At 73.0% G+C, this 21304-nt stretch carries 19 protein-coding genes and 1 pseudogene; 10 read left to right on the top strand and 10 right to left on the bottom strand.

From position 1 onward, the window contains the following. Positions 1-164 precede the first annotated feature (164 nt). The 7 genes from ACZ4W5_RS15220 to ACZ4W5_RS15190 form a co-directional block, all read right to left on the bottom strand. Positions 165-527 carry a peptidoglycan-binding domain-containing protein gene (locus ACZ4W5_RS15220; protein ID WP_360231998.1) on the bottom strand — a complete coding sequence of 121 codons (363 nt, stop codon included), beginning with the start codon at positions 525-527 and terminating at the stop codon, positions 165-167. 169 nt (positions 528-696) lie between these two features. Continuing rightward, complete coding sequence (locus ACZ4W5_RS15215) at positions 697-1584, bottom strand: NAD-dependent epimerase/dehydratase family protein (RefSeq protein WP_465654831.1); 888 nt, start codon at positions 1582-1584, stop codon at positions 697-699. Positions 1585-1586: 2 nt separating this feature from the next. Further along, positions 1587-2666, bottom strand: coding sequence for a cytochrome P450 family protein (locus ACZ4W5_RS15210; RefSeq protein WP_465654829.1), 1080 nt, complete (start codon positions 2664-2666; stop codon positions 1587-1589). After that, entirely contained in the window at positions 2663-4132 is a 1470-nt protein-coding gene (locus tag ACZ4W5_RS15205; protein ID WP_465654827.1) for a class I adenylate-forming enzyme family protein, read from the bottom strand. Before ACZ4W5_RS15205 ends, ACZ4W5_RS15210 begins: the two co-directional genes overlap by 4 nt. A 46-nt stretch (positions 4133-4178) precedes the next feature. After that, entirely contained in the window at positions 4179-4919 is a 741-nt protein-coding gene (locus ACZ4W5_RS15200) for a glycosyltransferase family A protein (RefSeq protein ID WP_465654825.1), read from the bottom strand. Continuing rightward, positions 4916-5929 (bottom strand): 3-oxoacyl-ACP synthase III family protein, encoded by a 1014-nt coding sequence (locus ACZ4W5_RS15195; protein WP_465654824.1) that lies wholly within the window; start codon positions 5927-5929, stop codon positions 4916-4918. The genes ACZ4W5_RS15200 and ACZ4W5_RS15195 overlap by 4 nt, the downstream gene beginning before the upstream one ends. 256 nt (positions 5930-6185) lie before the next feature. Then, on the bottom strand, positions 6186-6908 hold the full coding sequence (locus ACZ4W5_RS15190) for a ricin-type beta-trefoil lectin domain protein (protein WP_465654822.1): 723 nt from the start codon (positions 6906-6908) through the stop codon (positions 6186-6188). Between the two features lie 286 nt (positions 6909-7194). On the opposite strand from ACZ4W5_RS15190, the gene ACZ4W5_RS15185 reads away from it, so the two are divergent. The 3 genes from ACZ4W5_RS15185 to ACZ4W5_RS15175 all read left to right on the top strand — a co-directional run bounded on the left by ACZ4W5_RS15185 (position 7195) and on the right by ACZ4W5_RS15175 (position 10570). Continuing rightward, positions 7195-8109 carry a PIG-L family deacetylase gene (locus tag ACZ4W5_RS15185; RefSeq protein ID WP_465654821.1) on the top strand — a complete coding sequence of 305 codons (915 nt, stop codon included), beginning with the start codon at positions 7195-7197 and terminating at the stop codon, positions 8107-8109. Between the two features lie 134 nt (positions 8110-8243). Beyond that, positions 8244-9713, top strand: coding sequence for a uracil-xanthine permease family protein (locus ACZ4W5_RS15180; RefSeq protein WP_465654819.1), 1470 nt, complete (start codon positions 8244-8246; stop codon positions 9711-9713). Positions 9714-9838: 125 nt separating this feature from the next. After that, positions 9839-10570: a heparin lyase I family protein gene (locus ACZ4W5_RS15175; protein ID WP_465654818.1), complete on the top strand. Its 732-nt coding sequence runs from the start codon at positions 9839-9841 to the stop codon at positions 10568-10570. 49 nt (positions 10571-10619) lie between these two features. On the opposite strand, the gene ACZ4W5_RS15170 is transcribed toward ACZ4W5_RS15175, so the two are convergent. Then, the gene (locus tag ACZ4W5_RS15170; protein ID WP_465654816.1) at positions 10620-11816 is read right to left on the bottom strand and encodes an MFS transporter; all 1197 of its coding nucleotides are present in this window, start codon (positions 11814-11816) and stop codon (positions 10620-10622) included. 237 nt (positions 11817-12053) lie between these two features. Between ACZ4W5_RS15170 and dacB the strand changes: the two genes are divergently transcribed. The 5 genes from dacB (at position 12054) to ACZ4W5_RS15145 (ending at position 17750) form a co-directional block, all read left to right on the top strand. Next, entirely contained in the window at positions 12054-13673 is a 1620-nt protein-coding gene (dacB, locus tag ACZ4W5_RS15165) for a D-alanyl-D-alanine carboxypeptidase/D-alanyl-D-alanine endopeptidase (RefSeq protein WP_465654814.1), read from the top strand. Positions 13674-14011: 338 nt separating this feature from the next. After that, positions 14012-14407, top strand: a complete 396-nt coding sequence (locus tag ACZ4W5_RS15160; RefSeq protein WP_465654852.1) for a hypothetical protein — start codon at positions 14012-14014, stop codon at positions 14405-14407. Between the two features lie 25 nt (positions 14408-14432). Continuing rightward, positions 14433-14972: a hypothetical protein gene (locus tag ACZ4W5_RS15155; RefSeq protein ID WP_465654813.1), complete on the top strand. Its 540-nt coding sequence runs from the start codon at positions 14433-14435 to the stop codon at positions 14970-14972. A gap of 4 nt (positions 14973-14976) precedes the next feature. Further along, on the top strand, positions 14977-17292 hold the full coding sequence (locus ACZ4W5_RS15150) for a putative T7SS-secreted protein (RefSeq protein WP_465654811.1): 2316 nt from the start codon (positions 14977-14979) through the stop codon (positions 17290-17292). Positions 17293-17309: 17 nt separating this feature from the next. Further along, the gene (locus tag ACZ4W5_RS15145) at positions 17310-17750 is read left to right on the top strand and encodes a hypothetical protein (RefSeq protein ID WP_465654853.1); all 441 of its coding nucleotides are present in this window, start codon (positions 17310-17312) and stop codon (positions 17748-17750) included. A gap of 31 nt (positions 17751-17781) precedes the next feature. Here the strand turns inward: ACZ4W5_RS15145 and ACZ4W5_RS15140 are convergent. Next, positions 17782-17939, bottom strand: a pseudogene (locus ACZ4W5_RS15140) (RNA-guided endonuclease TnpB family protein); the annotation flags it as partial. Between the two features lie 396 nt (positions 17940-18335). Between ACZ4W5_RS15140 and ACZ4W5_RS15135 the strand changes: the two are divergent. Continuing rightward, a complete protein-coding gene (locus ACZ4W5_RS15135; protein ID WP_465654809.1) occupies positions 18336-19724 on the top strand; it encodes an MFS transporter in 1389 nt (462 codons plus the stop codon). 56 nt (positions 19725-19780) lie between these two features. Here the strand turns inward: ACZ4W5_RS15135 and ACZ4W5_RS15130 are convergent, their stop codons facing one another. Continuing rightward, positions 19781-19999 carry a hypothetical protein gene (locus ACZ4W5_RS15130; RefSeq protein WP_465654808.1) on the bottom strand — a complete coding sequence of 73 codons (219 nt, stop codon included), beginning with the start codon at positions 19997-19999 and terminating at the stop codon, positions 19781-19783. 124 nt (positions 20000-20123) lie between these two features. On the opposite strand from ACZ4W5_RS15130, the gene ACZ4W5_RS15125 reads away from it, so the two are divergent. Then, entirely contained in the window at positions 20124-21227 is a 1104-nt protein-coding gene (locus ACZ4W5_RS15125) for an NADH:flavin oxidoreductase/NADH oxidase (RefSeq protein ID WP_465654807.1), read from the top strand. Positions 21228-21304: the final 77 nt, after the last annotated feature.

Below are 21304 nucleotides of genomic sequence, written 5' to 3'. Positions count from 1 at the left end.
ACCCCTCCCCCACCCCCCCCCCCCCCCCCCCCCCCCCCCCCCCCCCCCCCCCCCCCCGCCACCCCCCCCCCCCCCCCCCCCCCCCCCCCCCCCCCCCCCCCCCGGCGCCCTTCCTACCAGCTGTTCCTACCAGCTGTTCCCACTAGCTGTTCCCACCGGCTGCCTCAGCAGTTGGGGTAGGCGTCCTTGGAACTCCACCAGTCCAGCGAGCCCCAGGTCTGCGGGCCGACAGCGCCGTCGACCTGGAGGTTCGGCATACAGCCCTGGAAGATGCGAACGCGGCGCAGGGTGTCGTCGCCGAAGACCCCGTCGACGGTGGTCTTGCCGAAGACGTCGGGGTTGAGCGAGTAGTTGAGCTCGCACTGGAGCTCCTTGACGGCGTCGCCGGTGGCGCCGTACTTGAGCAGCGGCTCGGCGGTGCTCCAGTCGCCGCAGCGCGTGCCCGCGGCGTTGGCGGTGCCGGCGGTGGCGACCGTGCCCGCGAGCAGTAGGCCGGTGGCGGCCAGCCCGATGATGATCTTGCGCATGGATAACCCTCCCGTTGGCGTGCGCCCGTTCTGGCGGCGCAGCGTGTGCCCCGACCCTAGCCAGGGAGGATGCCCCAACGGGGTATCCAATTGACCGCCGCATCCGTGGGCCACTTGGGCCGGACGGGAGGTCAGGACGGGAGCTCTGCACGGCAGTCGGGGTGGGGGGTCAGGGCCGGTAGTCGGCCAGGGTGTGGCGCGGGTGCCAGCCCTGGGCGCGGGCGCGGGTGAGGTCGAGGACGACGCCGCGGGTGAGCAGGTCGACGGTGTACGGGGTGAGGCCGGGCAGCAGGGTGGTGCGGGCGGCGAGGCGGGCCAGCGGCGCGGGGAGGTGGGCGATGCGGGCGGGCAGGTGGTGGGCGGTCAGGACGTGGCGCAGGGCGGCGTCGCGGCGGTAGGGGGCGGGGTCGGCGATGTTGTAGGCACCGGGGGGCCAGGGCGGGGTGCCGGTGAGGCCGAGGGCGGCCAGGCAGGCGTCGGTGAGGTTGACGACGGCGGTGAGGCTGAGGGTGGTGTCGGGGCCGGGCAGGGGCAGCAGGCCGCGGCGGGCGCGGGCGAGCAGCGGCGGCAGCAGGTGGGGGTCGCCGGAGCCGTAGACGGCGCGGGGGCGCAGGACGACGGCGCCGGCGGCGAGGGCGTGGTGTTCGGCGGCGGCCTTGGTGCGGCCGTAGGCGTTGAGGTGGCCGGCGGCGGTGGGGTGGTCCTCGGTGAGGGCGGTGGCGGTGGTGCGCGGGTCGTAGACGCTGGCGCTGCTGACGTGGACGAGGGGGCGGCCGGCGGCGGCGCGCAGGACGCGGCGGGTGCCGGTGACGTTGACGGCGTGCTGGTGGGCTTCGTCCCGGTGGCCGGGCGGGAGGTCGGCGACGGCGGCGGCGCAGTGGACGACGAGGTCGGCGTCGCCGAGGTCGGGGTCGGCCGCGGTGGCGTCCCAGGGCAGGTGGCGGCCCACGGGGCCGGGGCGGCGGCCGTGGCAGGTGACGTCCAGGCCCAGGTGGGCGGCGGCGCGGGCGAGGTGGGCGCCGCAGAAGCCGGTGGCGCCGGTGATGGCGATGCGCATGGTCAGCGGGTTCCTCGGCGCAGGGTGAGTTCGGCGTAGCCGGGCAGGGCGGCGTGGCGGTCGGCGCGGGAGCGTACGACGCGGGGCTGGTGGGGGGCCAACGCGAGGAGGGTGTCGGCGAGTTGGGCGCGGGCGAGGTGGGCGCCGGGGCAGGCGTGGGGGCCGGTGCCGAAGACGGCCTGGGTGGCGGCGGGGTCGGCGGGCGGGGTGCGGTGGTGGGCGCGGGCGGCGTGGCGGGCGACGAGGATCAGCCGGTCGCCGGTGCGCACGGGGTGGCCGGCCAGGGTGGCGTCGGCGGCGGCGGCCCTGGGCAGCAGCGGGGAGGGGGCGGTCAGGCGCAGGAGTTCGGCGGCGAGGGCGGGTGCGGTGGTGGCGTCGACGGTGGGCCACAGGCGGGCGTCGGCGCACCAGGCGACGGCCCGGGGCAGGGCGGCGACGGTGGTGTTGACGGCGGTGACGGCGAGCACGGCGTGGCGCGGGTCGGGCAGCAGGGCGGTGAGGCGGGCGGCGGCCTCGGCGGCTGTCGGGCCGCTGCGGCGCGGGCGCGGGCCGGGCAGGTGGTCGCGGGCGGCGGCGGCCGCCGTTTCGCGGGCGGCGTGGGCGAGTTGGCGGGGCGGGGTGTCGGTGCCGATCAGGGCGGCGGCGGTGGTGGCGGCCAACTCGGCGGCGAGGTCGACGAGTTCGAGGTCCCCGGTGGCCAGCACGGGGATCCGTTCGGCGAGCAGGGCCTGCCAGAACGGGCGCAGCCGGGGCAGGGCGGTGGCGCCGAGGTCGGGGGCGAGGGTGCGGCGGGCGGTGCGGTGGTCGGCGCCGTCCTGGTCGAACAGGGTTGCGGTGCCTGCCAGTTGGCTGGTGGCGGCGCCGGTGGTGCCGGGGGCGGTGCGGTGCAGGGGGATGCGGGTGAGGGCTTCGCGGTAGGCGTCGGGGTGGTGGACGAGCAGGGTGCGGCCCAGGCGCAGGACGGGGCGGTGGCGGGTGGCGCAGAGCAGGGCGAACAGGAGGGGGTGGCTGCGCAGGTAGACGGTGCGGTCGCGGCGGCGGGCCCGGCGGGCGGCGGCGGGCGGGGCGAGGGGGCCGGTCATCGGGTCAACTCCCGTGCGCAGTGGGCGGATGCGGCGGCGCGGTCGGGTTTGCGGGAGCGGCCGGCGAGCGGGACGGTGCCGAACAGGAGGGCGTCGGGGCGGGCGGCGCCCATGCGGGCCAGTGGGGTGGCCAGGCGGGCGCGCAGCTGGTGCGGGTCGGTGCCGGGGGCGGGCTGGACGAGGGCGACGAGGCGTTCGTCGCCCTCGGCGTCGGGGACGCCGACGAGCAGGGCGAGTTCGACGCCGGGGACGTGCAGGGCGGGTTCGTACAGGCCGGGGTAGATGTTGCGGGCGCGGCGCAGGACCATGTCCTTGAGGCGGCCGGCCAGGACGATGCGGCCGTCGGGGGTGAGGGTGGCGCGGTCGCCGGTGCGGATCCAGGGGTCGGGGTCGTGGCCGAGGTAGCGGTGGCGGGCGCCGGGGCCGGTGAGGTGGAGTTCGCCGTCGTCGGCCAGGCGGGTGCGGATGCCGGGCAGGGGGTGGCCGACGAGGTCGCCGTCGTCGGTGTGGGCGCTCTTGTCGCTCTCCTCGACGGCGGCGGCGGGGAAGAGTTCGGTGAGGGCGTAGACGCTGAACGCCCGGTCGGCGCCGGCGTGTTTGGCGCGGCGCAGCAGGGCGGCGTCGGCGGGGGCGGAGCCGGTCCACAGGGTGCCGGTGAGGCGGGCGCCGGCGGCCAGGGCGGTGCGCAGTCGGGGTGGGGTGAGGTAGGTGTGGGCGGGGGTGAGGCGGGTGAGTTGGCGGGCGAGGGCGGTGGGGGTGTGGGCGGGCAGGGCGACGGTGGCGCCGGCGGTGAGGGCGGGGGCGAGGACGAAGAAGGTGCCGCCGAGGACGGTGGTGCCGGGTCGGGGGCGGACGAGGTCGGTGACGGTGTGCAGGGCGGCGGTGAGGCCGGCGTGGGTGTGGACGACGGCGCGGGGGCGGGCGGTGGTGCCGGAGGTGAAGACGATGACGGCGTCGGCGTCGGGGTCGTGGTGGTGGGGCGGTACGGGGGTGGTGGCGGGGCGCAGTCGGGGTGCGCAGCCGGGCAGGCGGGGGCCGAGGGTGGCGACCGGGCCGAGGGTGGTGAGGCGGGGCAGGCGCAGGTCGGCGCGGCGGGCCAGGGGTGCGGCCCAGCCGGCGGCGGCCTGGGCGGTGGCGTCGGCGAGGATGAGGCCGGGCTGGGCGAGGGCGAGGTGGGCGGTGAGGACGTCGGGGCCGGTGGTGGGGTCGAGGACGGCGACGCGCAGGCCGAGGCGGTGGGCGGCGAGCAGGGCGGCGAGGGCGCGGGGGCCGGGGCGCAGGGCGAGGCCGAGGGTGGTGCCGGGGGTGAGGCGGCGGGCGTGCAGGGCGGCGGCGTAGGCGTCGGCGAGGTCGGCGAGGTCGCCGCGGCGGATGCGGGTGCGGGTGGCGCCGGTGCGGCTGTGGTGCAGGACGGCGGGGCGGTCGGGGTGGTGGGTGCGCAGGGCGTGGGTGAGTCGGTCGAGCACGGCGTCGCTCTCCGGGGTGTCAGCGGATGTCGGTGGGGCGGGGGTGTCAGCGGATGTCGGTGGGGCGGGGGCCGGCGCCGCGTTCGAGGTACCAGCGGGCGGTGCCGAGGACGCCGTAGGCGCGGATGCGGCGGGTGGAGTTCTGCACGACCATGGCGCGGCTGCGGGTGACGGCGGTGGTGTGGCGGCGGACCCGGTTGAGGAAGGCGCGGTCGGTGGGTGAGGGGCGCCGGGGCATGCCGCCGACGGCCTGGTAGAGCTCGGCGGTGATGGCCATATTGTTGCCGGCGTGCATCCGGTAGGGGGTGAGGTAGCCGTGGCGGCGGTGGTGGGCGGGGCGGATGCGGCCGAAGAGGGCGCCGAGGGCGACCAGGAGGCGGAAGAGGGCGCGTCCGGCGGGTCCGTGTTCGTCGCGGCGGGCGGTGACGCGGCCGCAGACGAGTCCGCGGCCGGTGTGCAGGGCGGTGCGGGCGGCGGCGGTCCAGCCGGGTTCGGGCAGGCAGTCGGCGTCGGTGCGGGCGAGCAGGGTGGCGCCGTGGGCGATGGCGTGGCGGAAGGCGGTGTCGACGGCGCAGCCGACGCCCTTCTCGGGTTCGACCAGGACGTGGACGGGGAAGGGGGCGTGGTCGGCGAAGGCGCGGACGGTGGCGACGGTGGCGTCGGTGGAGCCGTTGTCGGCGACGAGGAGGGTGAAGTCGCGGTCGTACTGGGCGGCGAGGGCGCGCAGGGTGGCGCCGATCCGGGCTTCCTCCTGGTAGGCGGGGATGATCACCCAGAGCGTGTTCACGGGGCCTGCCAGACGATGGTCGTCAGGCTGACGCCGCCGCCCAGGCCGATCATGAGGACCCGCTCGCCCGGCGCCAGTTCGCCGGATATGCGGTCGAGTTGGACGCCGATGGTGGCGCTGGCGATGTTGCCGAGTTCGGGCACGGTGAGGACGAGTTTGTCGGCGGGGGCGCCGGTGAGTTCGACGAAGCGTTCCATGTAGGGGACGGTGACCTGGTGGACCAGCACCCGGGCGTAGTCGTCCCAGGTGAGGCCGGTGCGTTCGGCGAGGGCGGTCAGGGCGGCGGGGCCGATCTGTTCGAAGATGCCGCGCAACTCCTTGCCGCCGCCGCGGAAGTAGCTGTACTCGTCGCCGCGCGGGTGGCGTGAGCCGCCGCCGGGAATGCCGCCGGCGGGCCAGTGTTCGGAGGCGGTGACGGCGGCGACGTCGAGGATGCCGCCGCGGGCGACGGGTTCGACGACGACGGCGGCGCCGGCGTCGCCGAAGGTGTAGCCGGCGAAGCCCTCGCGCAGGGCGGCGGTGTCGGCGGGGTCGCGGCGCATGGCGCGGCTGGGGGTCTCGCCGGTGACGACCAGGGCGCGGTGGGCGCGGCCGGCCAGGATCATCGCGCGGGCCAGGTCGATGCCGTTGAGGAAGCTGTTGCAGGCGTTGCTGACGTCCAGGGCGTGGGCGCGGGTGCCGAGTTCGGCCTGGACGATGTGGGCGGTGGCGGGTTCGCAGACGTCCCGGGTGGCGGAGGCGAAGAGCAGCAGGTCGACGTCGGCGGGCTGCAGGCCGCGGGCGGCCAGGGCGCGGCGGGCGGCGCCGGTGGCGAGGGTGGAGGCGTACTCGTCGTCGGCGGCGAGGTGGCGGGTGCGGATGCCGGTGGCCTTCTCCAGCATCCGTTCGGGCAGGGCGAGTTGTGCGGTGGCGGTGATCTCGTCCTGGAGCTGCTGGGAGGTGATCCGGCGGGCGGGCAGGTGGGAGCCGACGGCGGTGATGCCGATCCTCGGGGTCGCTGCTGGGTGCATGGCTCCCATGCTGGTGCGCGGGGCGCCGGGGGGGGGGGGGGGGGGGGGGGGGGGGGGGGGGGGGGGGGGGGAGGGGTGGGGGGGGCGGGTGGGAGCTGACGGTGTTGGTGCTGATCTTGGGGTTCGTTGTTGGTTCCCGGCCCCCCGTGCTGGTCCGCGGGCCCCCGGGCCCACCGGAGTACGGGTACTCAGGTGGGCCCGGGCGGATACCCGTTCGGGGAGTGCGGGCTACCCGGACGGGAGCGGGGGGACGGCCTCAGGGGGTGAGGGCCCACTTCTGGTTGGCGAGGCCGTTGCAGTCCCAGATGCCCAGCTGGGCGCGGTTGGAGGTGTCGAAGCCGAGTTCGTCCAGGCACTTGCCGGTGAGCACGTTCTTCAACGAGCCGTCGGGCTGCGGGAGCCACTGCTCGCCCGCGGTGCCCACGCAGTCGTAGATCTCGACCTTGGTGCCGTTGGGGCTGTCGGCGCTGCCCCAGACCACGTTCAGACACATGCCCAGGCCGCGCACGGTGTTGTCGACGCCCAGGGTCCACCACTGGGCGCCGGTGCCGTTGCAGTCGTAGATCTGCACGGGGGTGGCGACGGTGGTCCGGCCGCCGGCGATGTCCATGCACTTGCCGCCGTAGCCGACCAGGCGGCCCTGCTTGCCCTGCATGCCGAGGACGACCGGGCGGACGGTGTCGGTGGCCCAGTTGCCGGGGTTGCAGTAGGCGAAGGAGGTGCCGTTGCCGGTGACGATGGTGCCGTTGACCCAGTAGGTGACCGGCTGGTTGCCGACGAGGTAGAAGCAGACGGCCTGGGCCTGCCAGATGGTGCCGTTGGGCACGTTGGTGCAGCTCGCGGAGGCGACCGGGCCGCCGTGGCCGGTGCTGCACTGGCCCGGGGAGGCGGCGTGGGCGGCGGTGACGGGCAGGACGGCGACGCCCACCAGGGCGATCAGGCTGGTGAACAGGGCGGCGAGGGTTCGTCGCAGGCGCATTTGTGCGGGTCCCTTCTGGTCGACGGGGCCCAACCGGTGGTGTGGATCGTGTGGTTGGTGCCGCCCAGCGTGGGTGATGAGCCGATGGCGCGTCAACTGTTGTGAATGGCTTGTCCGGAAACCATTCATGTCAGTTCGCATCGGCGGCGCGGGCGGCGGCTGCCGGGGCGGCGGAGCGACGGCGGGGCGAGGGCGGGGGCGGCGGCGGAGCGAGGGCGGACGGCCGCTTGTCGGGGCCACCGGGCAGACTGGGGGTGGATCACCCGAACCAACCGAGGACGGACCCATGGCCGACCGGCCCCTGACCCTGATGGCAGTGCACGCCCACCCCGACGACGAGGCCACCGGCACCGGCGGCGTCCTCGCCCGCTACGCCGCCGAGGGCATCCGCACCGTCCTGGTCACCTGCACCGACGGCGCCTGCGGCGACGGCCCCGGCGGCGTCAAGCCCGGCGAGGACGGGCACGACCCGGCGGCGGTCGCGGCCCTGCGCCGCACCGAACTGGAGGCCAGCTGCCGGGTCCTGGGCGTCGACCACCTCGAACTGCTCGAGTACGGCGACTCCGGGATGATGGGCTGGGCCGCCAACGACGCGCCCGGCTCGTTCTGGGGCACCCCGGTCGCCGAGGGCGCCGCCCGGCTGGCCGAACTGCTGCACCGCTACCGGCCGGACGTCGTCGTCACCTACGACGAGAACGGCTTCTACGGCCACCCCGACCACATCCAGGCCCACCGCATCACCATGGCCGCCCTGGAACTGGCCCCCGGCGTGGCGTCCAAGGTGTACTGGACCACCGCGCCGCACTCGGCGATGAAGCGCTTCTTCGCGGCGATGCAGGAGTTCGGCACCGACTGGGACGAGCAGGCGGGCGGGGACGGGGAGGCCGGAAAGGCCGGGGAGGCCGGGGAGGCCGGGGAGGCTGCGGAGGGCTCCGAGCCGGCCGGGCGGGGCCTCGAACCCGAGCTGCCCCCGATCGGGCTGCCCGACGAGGAGGTCACCACCTGGGTGGACACCCACGCCTTTGGCGCCCAGAAGTACGACGCGCTGGCCGCGCACGCCAGCCAGGGCGAGAACATCTTCTTCCTGCGGATGGGCAAGGAGCGCTTCACCGAGCTGATGGGCACCGAGACCTTCGTCCGGGTCCGCGACACCACCGGCGCCGCCCTGCCGGAGCAGGACCTCTTCGCCGGCCTGCGCTGACCCGGCGCCCGCCCCGCACCCGACCCCGCGCGCGAGTGCGCAGGTCAGGCGCGGGGCCGGTGGCGCGCGGGGGCCCTGGTGACCATGAGAATGGTGCGGACAGTCCCCCGTAGGTTGACAGAAGGAACCCCCACATGGATCTCGGCGTGCGCTGGAAGCTGCACGGTGACGGGCGCACGCCCGCACCGGGAGCGGTCGTCCGCCCCGACGAACGGCTCTCCTGGCCCCGCACGGCAGGGCTCGGCGCCCAGCACGTGGTCGCCATGTTCGGGGCGAGCTTCGTCGCCCCGGTGCTGATGGGGCTCGACCCCAACCTGGCGATCATGATGTCCGGCGTCTCGACCGTGATCTTCCTGCTGGCCACCCGCGGCCGGGTGCCCAGCTACCTCGGCTGCTCGCTGTCCTTCGTCGGGGTCGCCGCGGTGATCCGGGCGCAGGGCGGCACCAGTGCGACGGTGACCGGCGCGGTGCTCGTGGTGGGCGTGGTGCTGTTCCTGGTGGGCCTTGCGGTGCAGTACTTCGGGGCGCGGATCATCCACGCGACGATGCCGCCGATCGTCACCGGCGCCGTCGTCATGCTGATCGGCTTCAACCTCGCCCCGGTCACCGCCTCCACCTACTGGCCGCAGGACCAGTGGACGGCGCTGCTGGTGATGCTCTTCACCGGCCTGGCGGTGGTGTGCCTGCGGGGCTTCTGGTCGCGGGTGGCGATCTTCCTGGGGCTGGTCTTCGGGTACGGGATCTCCTGGGTCTTCGACCGGGTCTTCGGGAAGATCCACTCGGTGGGCCCGGGCGGGCAGCCGACCGACCACTGGCGTCTGGACCTCTCCGGCGTCGGCAAGGCGGACTGGATCGGGCTGCCCACCTTCCACGGCCCCTCCTTCCAGTGGTCGGCCGTGCTGGTCGCGCTGCCCGTGGTGATCGCGCTGGTCGCCGAGAACGCCGGACACGTCAAGGCCGTCGGCGAGATGACGGGCGAGAACCTGGACGGCAGGCTGGGCACCGCGATCTCCGCGGACGGCGTCGGCTCCGTACTCTCCACCGCGCTCGGCGGCCCGCCCAACACCACCTACTCCGAGAACATCGGCGTCATGGCCGCCACCCGGGTCTACTCCACCGCCGCCTACTGGGCCGCGGCCGGCTTCGCCCTGCTGTTCGGCGTCTGCCCCAAGTTCGGCGCGGTCGTGGCCGCGATCCCCGGCGGGGTGCTCGGCGGCATCACCGTCATCCTGTACGGCATGATCGGGCTGCTCGGCGCCCAGATCTGGACCAAGTCCGGGGTCGACCTGCGCAACCCGCTGAACCTGGTGCCGGCCGCGGCGGGCATCATCATCGGCATCGGCAACGTGACGTTGAAGTTCACCGACACGTTCAGCCTCAGCGGCATCGCCCTGGGCACCCTGGTCGTCATCACCGGCTACCACGCACTGCGCGCGCTCGCCCCCGCGCACCTCAAGACCCAGGAACCGCTGCTGGACGAGGGCACCTCCTCGTACGACGCACCGTCGTCCGGGGACTCCGGAAGCACCGGGAGCACGGGAAGCACCGGAAGCTCCGGAGGCTCCGGACGCTCCGGGAGCGAGGGGCAGCGGCGCGAGCCGTAGGCAGAACTGGCCCGGACATGACCTGACGGTACTTCCGCCGGTCGTTCCGCCTGGCCGGCAGGGCCGTCGGGTGGTCGAATCGCACCCAGCGATCCGACCACCCGACTCCACCCACCGGGAGTGGCATGTCCGTTCTGCCCCACCGCCGCCGGCTCACCGTCGGGGCCCTGGCCCTCGCCGTGTTCGCGATCTCCTGCGGCTCGGCCACCGCCGGCACCACCGCCGCCGCGGGCAAGGTCCTGTGGACCCCGAGCACCAAGGCCGGCCCCTCCTCCTTCCCCGGCGTGCAGTGCGCCGCCCCGAGCACCTTCGGCGTCGTCAAGGACCCCGCCAAGGGCGAGGTGTGGCGGGCCTTCCAGGCCGCGGACCAGGAGCGCTGCGAGACGGTCGGCCCGGACCTCAAGCAGGGCGACTCCTTCTACCTGGGCTGGTCGTCCAAGGTGGACATCAAGGACGACCAGAGCCGGTACGTGTTCCAGCTCAAGTGCTCGCCCAGCGAGGGCACGGCCAACCACCCGATCGAGATCGACATCACCAACAGCCGGGTGCGGCTCCAGGAGTGGGACACCGAGCACGTGGCGCACCCGCTGTGGACGGCGCCGGTGAAGAACGGCGAGTGGCACGCGTACGCGCTCAGGATCCACCTGGGCCGTACCGACGGGACGATCGACTTCTGGTTCGACGGCAGGAAGCAGACCTTCACGACCGGTTCGGGGACCTTCAAGGGCACCACCTGGGACGGCGACCGCAACTACCTCAAGTGGGGCTCGTACCACCAGAACCCGGGCGCCGCGACGAACACCTTCACCAGCCCGGTGATGGCCACCACCCTGGACCTGGCCACGGCCGGCTCGTAGCAGCACCCACGGGCCCGGACCGCGACGGCCGCGGTCCGGGCCCGTGCCGTCAGCGGATCCGGGCGACGCGGGCCGCCGCCACGGCCACCAGCAGCCCCAGGCCGACGCAGGCCGCGCAGACCAGGAACATCGTCCGGTACCCGGTGGCCTCGGCGACCAGCCCCAGCGAGCCGCTGCCGGCGGCGAGGCCCACGGTGAAGCAGGCCCCGAAGGTCGACAGCGCCGTGGCGCGCTGGCGTTCGCCGACCGAGCGCACCACGAACAGCCCCAGCACCGGGTAGATCTGCCACATGCCGACCCCGGTGAGCACACCGCCGATCACCCCCGCGCCGAGGCCGTCCGACAGCCCGATGAGCGCGACCCCCAGGGCCTCGACCAGGAACAGGGCGGCGAGCGCCACCGGCCGGGTGGCCTCCCAGCGGATCCAGGTGCTCGCCACCCGCAGCAGCACCACGGTCAGGGAGTACGCGGTGACCACGGCCGCTCCCCCGGCGACCCCGAGGGCGTCGAACTTGGCGACCGCGAAGCCGGAGACGGCCGCGAAGCCGAAGGCGGTGAAGACCAGCGCGATGCTGGGCAGCACGGTGCCCAGCAGGGCCCGGCCCCGCTCGATGCCGGCCCGCTCCGCCGACTTCGCGGGCACGCGCACCTCGGGCACGGACAGGGCGATGGGGATGACGGGCAGGGCGAGCAGCCCGGCGATCACGAACGTGGCCGTGGTGCCCACCAGGTGCTCGACCAGGGTGCCCAGCGGGGCGCCCACGCCGATGGCCACGTAGATGACGGTGCCGCTCAGCCCCAGTGCCCAGCTCTGCCGGTCCTTGGCGACCAGTTGGACCGGCCAGACCCCGGTCGCGGCCAGCATCACGCCCATGCCGATGCCCACCAGCATGCGCAGGCCGACGAGTTGGGTGATCGACCCGGCGAGCGGGTAGCAGACGGTGGCGAGCGTGGTCAGGAGCGCTCCGCCGATGGTCAGGGCCCGGGCGCCGAGGCGGTTCATCAGCGCGCCCGACACCGGGCGGGCCAGCAGCGCGGTCAGCGCGTAACCGCCGACGACGGCGCCGACCTCGGCGGGGCCGCCGTGCAACGGGCCCGTGACGAGGCCGGGCAGGATCGGGATGGTCAGGGCGAACGGCAGGTAGCCGATGCCGCTGCCCAGCGAGATCAGCAGGGCGTGCCGTACGGATCGCTTGTCGGTGGTCTCGGCAGCGGTCTGCTCCAGCTGCTCGGTCTGCACACGCACAGGTTCTCTCCCCCAAGTCACGGCCCCCCGCACCGCTGCGGTGACGGCCCGGACCGCAGCGGATGCGGTCCGGGCCTACTGTTATCAGACGCCCGCCTTCGACCGATCGGATGGTTCTCACCCCCCGCGCCGTCAGCACACCGTCCGGGATCCCGGCGCCGGGAGTCCGGATACCTACCATGTGCGCCTTGAGCGCCCCGCGAATCGGGGCTTCCGACTCGAGGAACGGCTGGTCAGATGAGAGCAAGGATCCGCGGCCGGCTTCGGCCCTGGGCCGTCGTCGGCGTCGCACTCGCGGTCGTGGCCGGTACGGCCGCCGCCGCGCCCGGGGAGAACCCGCAGGACGACCTCGGTCCCGACATCACGGCGATCATGAACAAGCCCGCCTACCAGCACGCCCAGTGGGGGCTGCTGGAGGTCGACCCCGAGGACGGGCGGGTCCTCCACTCCCGCTACCCCGACCAGTTCTTCATGCCGGGTTCGACCGTCAAGCTGATCACCGTCTCCGGCGCCTGGCACGCCCTGGGCCCCGACCACCGCTTCACCACGCCGGTGCACGCCGTCGGCCGCCTCGACGGCTCGACCCTCACCGGGAACCTGGCGCTCGTCGCCCAGGGCGACCTCACCATGGGCGGCCGCACCAAGCCGGACGGGTCGGTCGACTTCACCCCCATCGACCACACCTACGCCGACGACGTCCCGGGCGCCACCCTCACCCCGGAGGACCCGCTCGCCGGCCTGGACCAGATCGCCCGTCAGGTCCGCGACTCGGGCATCACCACCGTCGACGGCGACGTCGTCATCGACCCGCGGCTGTTCACGCCCCCGGCGCTCAACCCCCAGCCGACCCCCCTCATCATCAACGACAACGTCATCGACCTGCTGACCACGCCCTCCTCCCCCGGGCAGCCCGCCCAGCTGAGCTGGCGCCCGCAGGTCGCGCCCTACCAGGTCACCTCGAACGTCCGCACCGTCGACCCGGGCGGCACCACCGACATCCAGGTCAGCGCCTCCCCCGACGGCACGAGCATCACCCTCTCCGGCACCATCGCCGCCGACGCCCCGCCCACCTTGAAGATCTCCCAGGTCCAGGACCCCAACGCGTTCGGGCGCACCGCCCTGATCGAGGCCCTGGGCCGCGCCGGGGTCACCGTCACCGCCCCGCCCACCGGGCCCAACCCGCAGGCCGCGCTGCCCGCCTCGTACAGCGGCGACCCCCAGGTGGCCGCCTTCGTCTCCCCGCCCTACCGCGAGTACGCCAAGCTGATCCTGAACGTCAGCCACAACCTCGGCGCCAACCTGGCCCTGTGCAACATGGCCGTCGGCCGCGGCAGCAGCAACTGCTTCGACGGCTTCCCCGTCGTCCACGACTTCCTCACCACGACGGCGAAGGTCGACCCGACCCAGTTCCAGCTGGCCGACGGCCGCGGCGACGTCCCCGTCGACCGCGTCACGCCCACCGGCCTCAACCAGCTGCTGGCGTACTGGCTGCACACCCCCGACGCGGACGCCTTCCGCACCTCGCTGCCGATCCTCGGCGTGTCCGGCACCGGCGCGCTCTACTGCAACACCGACGCCTGCCCGGCCAAGGGCAAGGTCTTCGCCAAGCCCGGCACCATCATCGGCTTCGACTGGCTCAACCAGCAGTTCGCCATCAACGCCCAGACCTACGCGGGCTACCTCCAGGCGGACGACGGCCACCTCTACACCTTCTTCGTCGGCGTCAACGGCGCGGCCGTCCCGAACATCCAGGGCTTCTTCGACGTCAACGACGACGTCGACCAGATCGCCGTCATCCTCCAGCAGGAGGCCTGCAGGCAGGCCCGCAACCACCCGGCCCGCCCGACCGCCTCCTAAACCCCCTCCCCGCCCGGCCGGCACACCGGCCGGGCGCCACCAGCCGCCAACCGACATCCTGGGACGCCCTGGACCACAGCGCCGGTCACCCGTCGCTCATCCGGGGCGTCCCGGTCCCGGTGGGCCGATGGCCAGTGGCCCGCCCCGGGCACTGCTGCCCGAGCAACAAGCCTCGGTGACCAAGCCTCACCAGTGCCGGAGCAGGGCTCGTACCAACGACGGTGATGTCCGCGGTGCGGCCCTGGCGCCGGCAGGCCGGTAACACAGTGTTCGAAAGTACGTGCGCTAAGGTATCGGGTGGTCTGTGACTGGGGGTGACGGTGCGTAATGCAGGCTTGGTGCATCAGGTGAGGATGCTGCGGGCGGGGGCCGGGGATCCGTCGGTGATGGTGGCGCAGTTCCGGCTCAGTGCCGTGCTGGTGCCGTTGTGGGGCGATGAGGCGGTGTGGACGGCGGACGAGGGGGGTCTGCGGTGGGTCTTCGCGTTCTCGTCCGAGGAAGAGCTGGCGGCGTTCGTACAGTCCAAGGGGCTTCCGCTGGACGGGTTCCCGTACATGACGGTGTTCGGTGGCCGGTTGTTGGACGTGGCGGTGCCGGGGCTCGGTGTCCCCGGGGGGATCGCGCTGGATGTGGCGGGGAAGGAGCCGATGCTCTTTCCTCCGGTGCGGGGGATCGTGCCGGACGCGGTGGCCCTGGACGGGCCGGGGATGACGGGGGGTGTGGGCGTTGGGTGAGGGTTATCAGGCGGATCCTGAGGCGTTGAAGCTGGTGGCGGACGGCCTGACCGGGGTGATCGCCGAGCTGAAGTCGATCGGTATAGCCGGGATCGCGGAAGGCGGTAACGGCTTCACCGAGCTGGAGCTGGGCGGGATGGAGGCCGGCGACTCCGAGCTGTCGACAACGTTCGCGGAGTTCTGCGAGCGCTGGAGCTGGGCGGTCAGGTCGCTGGTGGTAAAGGGTTCCAACATGGCGAACCGGGTAGGCCTGGCGGCCGGCACCTACTACGAGCAGGAGCAGTACGCGAACGGGCTGGCGAAGGACGTCGTGTCCGGTGTGATGGGCAACCCGCACCTGACCGAGGAGCAGGTCGAGCACCGGTCGTGGTCGCAGACATGGGGCGACAACCCGATCAACGACATCATGCACCCGGACTACTCCGGCAAGTCGTTCGACAAGGCCGAGGACGACATCAAGCAGCAGTGGAAGAAGGCGGCCCAGGACGCCCTCCAGAAGCCCGGCTACGTCAACATGACGGTGAACGCGATCGCCGGCCCCGTCCCGCCGGCCCAGGAGAAGTAACGCCGTGGGATTCCTCGGAGACGCCCTGGACTTCGTCGACGACGCCGTCGACAGCGGGACGAAGATGGTCGCCAAGGGCCTGCAGAAGGGCGGGCACCTGGCCGGGGAGGCACTCGACGCGGCCGGCCTGCACGGCGCCGGACAGACCGTCAGCGGCTGGGGCGACGACGTCGCCGACGACGCCGGCCTCAAGGTCAAGGAACGCAACCTCGACCAGAGCGACGACCCGGCCGAACTGCTGCACGGCGACGCCAAGAAACTGAACGAAGTCGCCGGACACCTGCAGAAGTTCCACGACGCGTTCGACAAGGCCGGTCAGGGCCTGACCCGCCTGGACACCGACCACTGGACCGGAGAGGCCGCCGACAACTTCCGCCGGGACTTCGACCCCCAGCCCAAACAGTGGCTGGCTGCGGCCGATTCCTTCGCGAAAGCCGGCACCGCCCTGACCGCCTACGCCCACACCGTCAGTTGGGCGCAGGAACAGGCCAAGGACGCCGTCCGGATCTGGAAGGAGGCGCAGAAGAAAACCGACGCCGCCGCCAAGTCCTTCATGAACGACGCGATGACCTACGACCTGCGGCTCAAGGCATACAACGCGACGCCGGCGAACCAGCGCCAGGGCGACCCGCCGGCCGACCCCGGCAAGTTCTCACCCCCTGCGGACGCGGTCGCACAGTTCAAGGAGGCCGAGGACAAGCTCAACGCCGCCCGCACCCAGCGCGACTCCGCCGCCCGCACCGCACTGACGGCGATCAAGGCGCTCGTGGAGTCCGCCCCAGCGATGCCGAGCCGCACGGAGATCCTCAAGGCCGAGGTGATGGACACCGCGACGTCCGTCCCACAACTCGTCACCCACTTCGGCGGCGGTGTCGTGAAGAGCGTCGTCGACCTGAACAAGCTCCTGCGCAGCGTGAACCCGATCGACCCGTACAACGCCACCCACCCCGCCGAGTACGCCACAGGACTGTCCGGCCTCCTGGCCGGTCTGTCCGGGTCCGCCAACAACCCCGTGGAGGCCGTCAAGGGCCTCGTCGGCAGCGGTTGGGGATCCGACCCCGCCGAAGCCGGCGGCAAACTCTTCGGCAACCTGCTGCTCGCCCCCGAAACCGGCGGCGGCGGTGTGGCCGCCACCGCAGCCGAACGCGAAGCCACCGCCGTAGCCGAAAACGCGGCCAAGAACACCGCCAAGGAAGCGGCGGAGAACACGGCGAAGGAAGCCGCCGAGAACGCCTCGAAGGAGACAACGCACAAGCCGGTCACCCCGTCGACCGAGTCGGCCGCCCTTCCTGACGTTTCGACGACCAAGAACACGGTGCAGGATGCAGCCGGAGCCCCAACCGGTGGTGCCACGAATATTCCGTCTCAGAAAGTCCCCCACCCGGTTCAGCCTCCACCAGATCCTCTGCCGGCTTCTCCCCAGCACCCAGAATTCGTCACCGGCCCGGTCAAACCCGCAGGGACGCACCCGTCCGGCAGCTCACCCCTGGAATCGGGTGCCGCTCACGCGAGCGACGCGCCCTGGGCGGAGACTCCGAAACACAGCGATGCCGAGGGCCACGCCAGCGGCGCCGCAGATCAGAACGCCCCTCACGACGGCCAGAGTGCTGACGGTGCTCCTGCAGCGGCGGAATCCGCTGGCGATGCCTCCACCGTCAAGAGTGCCCAGGACACAGCCGCCCCCGGCGGTGTGCACATGTCCCCGGACGACTTCAACCGGCTGACGCCGGAGGACCAGATGAAGGTCGCGTGGGAGGAGACCTCCCAGGGAGCGAGAACCTTCAAGGACAACTTCGAAGCCCAGGAGTACGGCGCCGACTACTGGAACCAATACGCAACAAACCTCCCCGAGTCTCAGAGGAATGCGGTATGGGACTACACGGGGAACGACCCACATACCAGCTACAAAGCTACGAATCCCTATCTGAGGTCCGGCGGTGAAGCCACCCAGGATCTTCTGGATAGAATTGCAGAAATTGATGGGGCACTGGCTGGACGCCCCATCCCGGAGCCCATTATGGTGAGCCGGGGGACCGACCTTTATCACATTCCCATGCGGCCGGATGAAATGGTGGGAGAGGTGTTCGTGGAGGATGCTTTCACATCGGCCTCACTGGGCAGCAGCCCCTTCACCAACAATCAGGCCATGCTACACTTGAAGGCCCCTGCGGGAACGCCCGGATTGTGGGTTGAAAAAGTATCGCAATACGGCAGCGGCGAGCAGGAGATTCTACTCGGGCGCGGCGTCAAGTGGCGCTGCGACCGTGTCGTCGTACCGGACCAAGGGCCCTACCAAATTTACGGCGAAATTCTGCCTTGAGAGGAAAGGCATTTTAGATGAGTGACGCCATGAGAAACCCTCGGCTCGCTGAGGACATGCAGCTGCGAGTTCTGGAGGGCGGGCCGGCCCGCTACGAATACTCGACGGACAAGCCGGTCGAGTACTTCACCGTCGCCGATGACAGTGGTCGCGTGCTCGGCTACATCTGGGCGAGCGACGCCGACGACGCTGCCGGATGGGTGGATCATCAAGCCGCCGGCCGGACGGCACTGCAGGCCGCTGGATACTGGGTCGTGAAGCTGCGGAACGCGAAATCCCGCGCGCTGCTGCCGACGCAGGCTCTCGATGAGTTGTCCGGCGACACAGACGGCGGAAGGGCCGGGCACGCCGTTCCCGGGTCGCGAGGTACAGCGGCGAGTCTGGACGCACTGCGCGAGAAGGCCCGTGAGGGGTGGGAGCCGCCCGTACAGTCGGAGCAGCCTCGCGGGCGGCGCTGAGTTCCGCGTGCAACCCCGTGGCCTCCTCCCTGCCCCAGTCGGGGCAGGTCCGGGAGGTGTTGCGTGGGTCCACGGCGATCGCTTCCCGTAGAGCGCTTTCAGGCCTGGCGTACAGGATCGTCAGGAACACCCCCATCCGGCATCGGAGATCGAGCAGCCGAGCCCGGCCTTCGCCGCTGCCCCGTTGGGGGGTCGGGCTTCGGCGCGGGGCCGTCCCCGCCGCTGCCGGTGGTCCGGACCAGGGGCACGGAATGTGACGCGGGGCATGCTCGGAGGGGCTCGGAGTGACGAGGGTCACCGGCGGCGCCCCGCCGGGCGGGCGGGCGGCGTCAGAGCCCCTGAGGACTGGGCGGGGCGTGGATCGGCACGGGCGAAGGCCCTGTCCGCTTCGGGACCTTGGGCACGAATCCGGCCGACCTTCGGCCCGGTGGTTCACCGTGCGTATCCGGGCAACCGTGGACGGTCGCCCGGCGTGGTCGGGCGAGGGCGCCGTCCGCTGTGGGCGGCGCCGTTCCCTGCCGTCTACCCGGCGCACGGGACGCGTGACGAGCGCGTGGCCGTACGTCCCGGAGGACCCCGAAGCTCATGTCCCAAACGATCGACAACGCCCCGTACACCGCCTTCCACCGCAGGCTGGCCCTGGCCTGTTCCGGCGGGCCGCTGCTCGACGGCTACATCCTGAGCATCGTCGGTGTCGCCCTGATCGGGATGCGCCCCGACCTGGGCCTGTCCACCGCGCAGGTCAGCCTGATCGGCGCCGCCGCCCTGGTGGGCATGTTCGTCGGCGGCGCCGTGTTCGGCGTGCTGACCGACCGGATCGGCCGGGAGGTGATGTACACCGCCGACCTGCTGGTGATGGTCGCCTGCTCGGTGCTCTCGTTCTGGGTCGACTCGGTGTGGGCGATCACCGTGCTGCGCTTCGTGCTCGGCATGGCGGTGGCCGCCGACTACCCGATCGCCACCTCCCTGCTGGCCGAGTGGCTGCCCGCCAAGCACCGCGGACGGCTGCTCGGCCAGCAGATCGTCGCCTGGTACGCCGGCTCGGTGCTCGCCTACGTGGTGGGCTACCTGTTCCTGGAGCTGGCCGGACCGGGCAGCTGGCGGTGGATGCTGGCCAGCTCCACCGTGCTGTGCGTGGTGTTCCTGGTGATCCGCCGCGGCTCGCCGGAGTCGCCGCGCTGGCTGGCCGCCAACGGACGGGTCGGCGAGGCGGTACGCGTGGTCGAGAAGCACCTGGGGGTGCGGGTCGACGGCCGCGAGCTGATGCCCGACCCGGCCGGACGCGCCCGCGCCGCCGGCGGGCTGCGGCTGCTCATGACCCCGCCCTACCGGCGCCGCACCCTGTTCTGCGGCCTGTTCTTCCTGTGCCAGGTCGGCCCGCTGTTCGCGATGCTCACCTTCGGCCCGCAGATCCTCTCCTCCTTCGGCATGCCCGGCGGCACCGTGATGGAGACCCTGGGCACCGGGCTGATCAGCCTGGTCTTCCTGCTCGGCTGCTACCCGGCGCTGCGCCTGATCGACACCAAGGGCCGGCGCCCCGTCATCGTCTGGTCCTTCGCGCTGATGACCGTGCCGCTGGCGCTGCTGGGCGTGTGGCCCACCGCCCCGGCGGCCGTGGCGCTGACCGCGCTGTGCGCGTACGCCTTCCTGTGCGGCGGGCCGAACGTGCTCGACTGGACCTACCCCAACGAGCTGTTCCCGACCGAGATCCGGGCCACCGCCGTGGGCATGGCCACCTCGGTCAGCCGGATCGGCGCCGCGGTGGGCACCTACCTGCTGCCGCTGGCGCTGACCGGCCTGGGCACCGGCCCGACCATGCTGATCGCCGCCGGGGTGACGGCGCTGGGCCTGCTGGTGTGCGTGCTGTGGGCGGAGGAGACCCGCGGTACGGCGCTGGGCGCCTCCCCGGCCGCACCGCGGACGGGCCGGGCGCCGGGCGTCCCGGCGCAGCGGGTGGCGCAGACGGTGCGCTGACGGTTCGTCGGCAGGCGGCGCCGTCCGGGGTTCCCCGGGCGGCGCCGCTGCCTTGTTCACCAGGGGTCATCCGCCGTGCCGCCGGCGCCGTTCAGGTGGTCGAGCACGGCCCGGAAGACCGATCGGTCGAGGTAGCCCGGGTAGCGGGGGTGGGGCGGGAGGGGGTCGTCGCGTTCGACGCCCGGGGGCAGGCCGCCGGTGGCGGGGGCGAGTTCGCGTTCGTCACGGAAGGCGAGGGCGGCCCAGAACCCGGCGGCCAGCGGCACGGCGGCCACGCCCCGGGGTGGGGGCCAGGGCTCCCCGTTGAAAGTGTCGTCCCGTGCAACTATTGTGTGGACATATAAAGCGCATCAGCAAGCGCCTGTGTCCTGGCGCTGCCGTTCCCACCGGGAGTCCGACATGAGCACCACCCTCTTCACCCCGTACACGCTGCGGGAACTGACCGTTCCCAACCGGGTCTGGATGCCGCCGATGTGCCAGTACAGCGCCGCACCGGCCGGGGAGGCCGCCGGGGTCCCCACGGACTGGCACTACACCCACCAGGCGGCGCGGGCCGCCGGCGGCACCGGGCTGATCATCACGGAGGCCACGGCGGTCAGCCCCGAGGGGCGGATCAGCCCGTACGACCTCGGGCTGTGGAACGACACCCAGGTCGAGGCGTTCCGCCGGATCACCGACTTCCTCAAGGCCCAGGGCACCGTCCCGGCCGTCCAGCTCGGGCACGCCGGGCGCAAGGCCTCCACCGAGCGGACCTGGGTGGACCGCGGGCGCGCCCTGAGCCCCGAGGAGGAGCACGGCTGGACCCCCCTCGCCCCCAGCGCGCTGCCCTTCTCGCCCGAGCACACCACCCCTGAGGAGCTGACGGTCGATCAGATCGGCGGGATCGTACGGCAGTTCGCCGACGCCGCGCGGCGCGCCCTGGCGGCGGGCTTCCAGGTCGTCGAGGTCCACGGCGCCCACGGCTACCTGATCCACCAGTTCCTCTCCCCCGAGAGCAACCGCCGCACCGACGCCTACGGCGGCTCCTTCGAGGGCCGCATCCGCTTCGCGCTGGAGGTCGTCGACGCGGTGCGCGAGGTGTGGCCGCAGGAGCTGCCGCTGTTCTTCCGCGTCTCGGCCACCGACTGGCTCACCGAGAACCCGCAGGACGGCCGCGAGGGCTGGACCTCGCAGGACACCGTCCGCCTGGCCAAGGAGCTCCAGGCGCACGGCGTGGACCTGCTGGACGTCTCCACCGGCGGCCTGGTGCCCGACGCCGCGATCGAGGCCGGCCCCGGCTACCAGGTGCCCTTCGCCGAGGCGGTGCGCGACCAGGCCGGCCTGCCGGTGGCCGCCGTCGGCCTGATCACCGAGCCCGCCCAAGCCCAGGAGATCCTCGCCGCCGGCCGCGCCGACGCCGTCCTGCTCGGCCGCGAACTGCTGCGCAACCCCTCCTGGGCCCGCCACGCGGCCGGCCAGCTGGGCGGCGAGGTGCACACCCCCGTCCAGTACCACCGCGCCTGACGACGCGGCGGCGGGGGGGGGGGGGGGGGGGGGGGGGGGGGGGGGGGGGGGAGGGGGGGGGCGGATTGGTGGGGGTG

This window comes from Kitasatospora sp. NPDC029367 (assembly GCF_055569135.1).
Note: the sequence above shows the minus strand (reverse complement) of the source record. Positions and strands in the feature narration are given on the sequence as shown.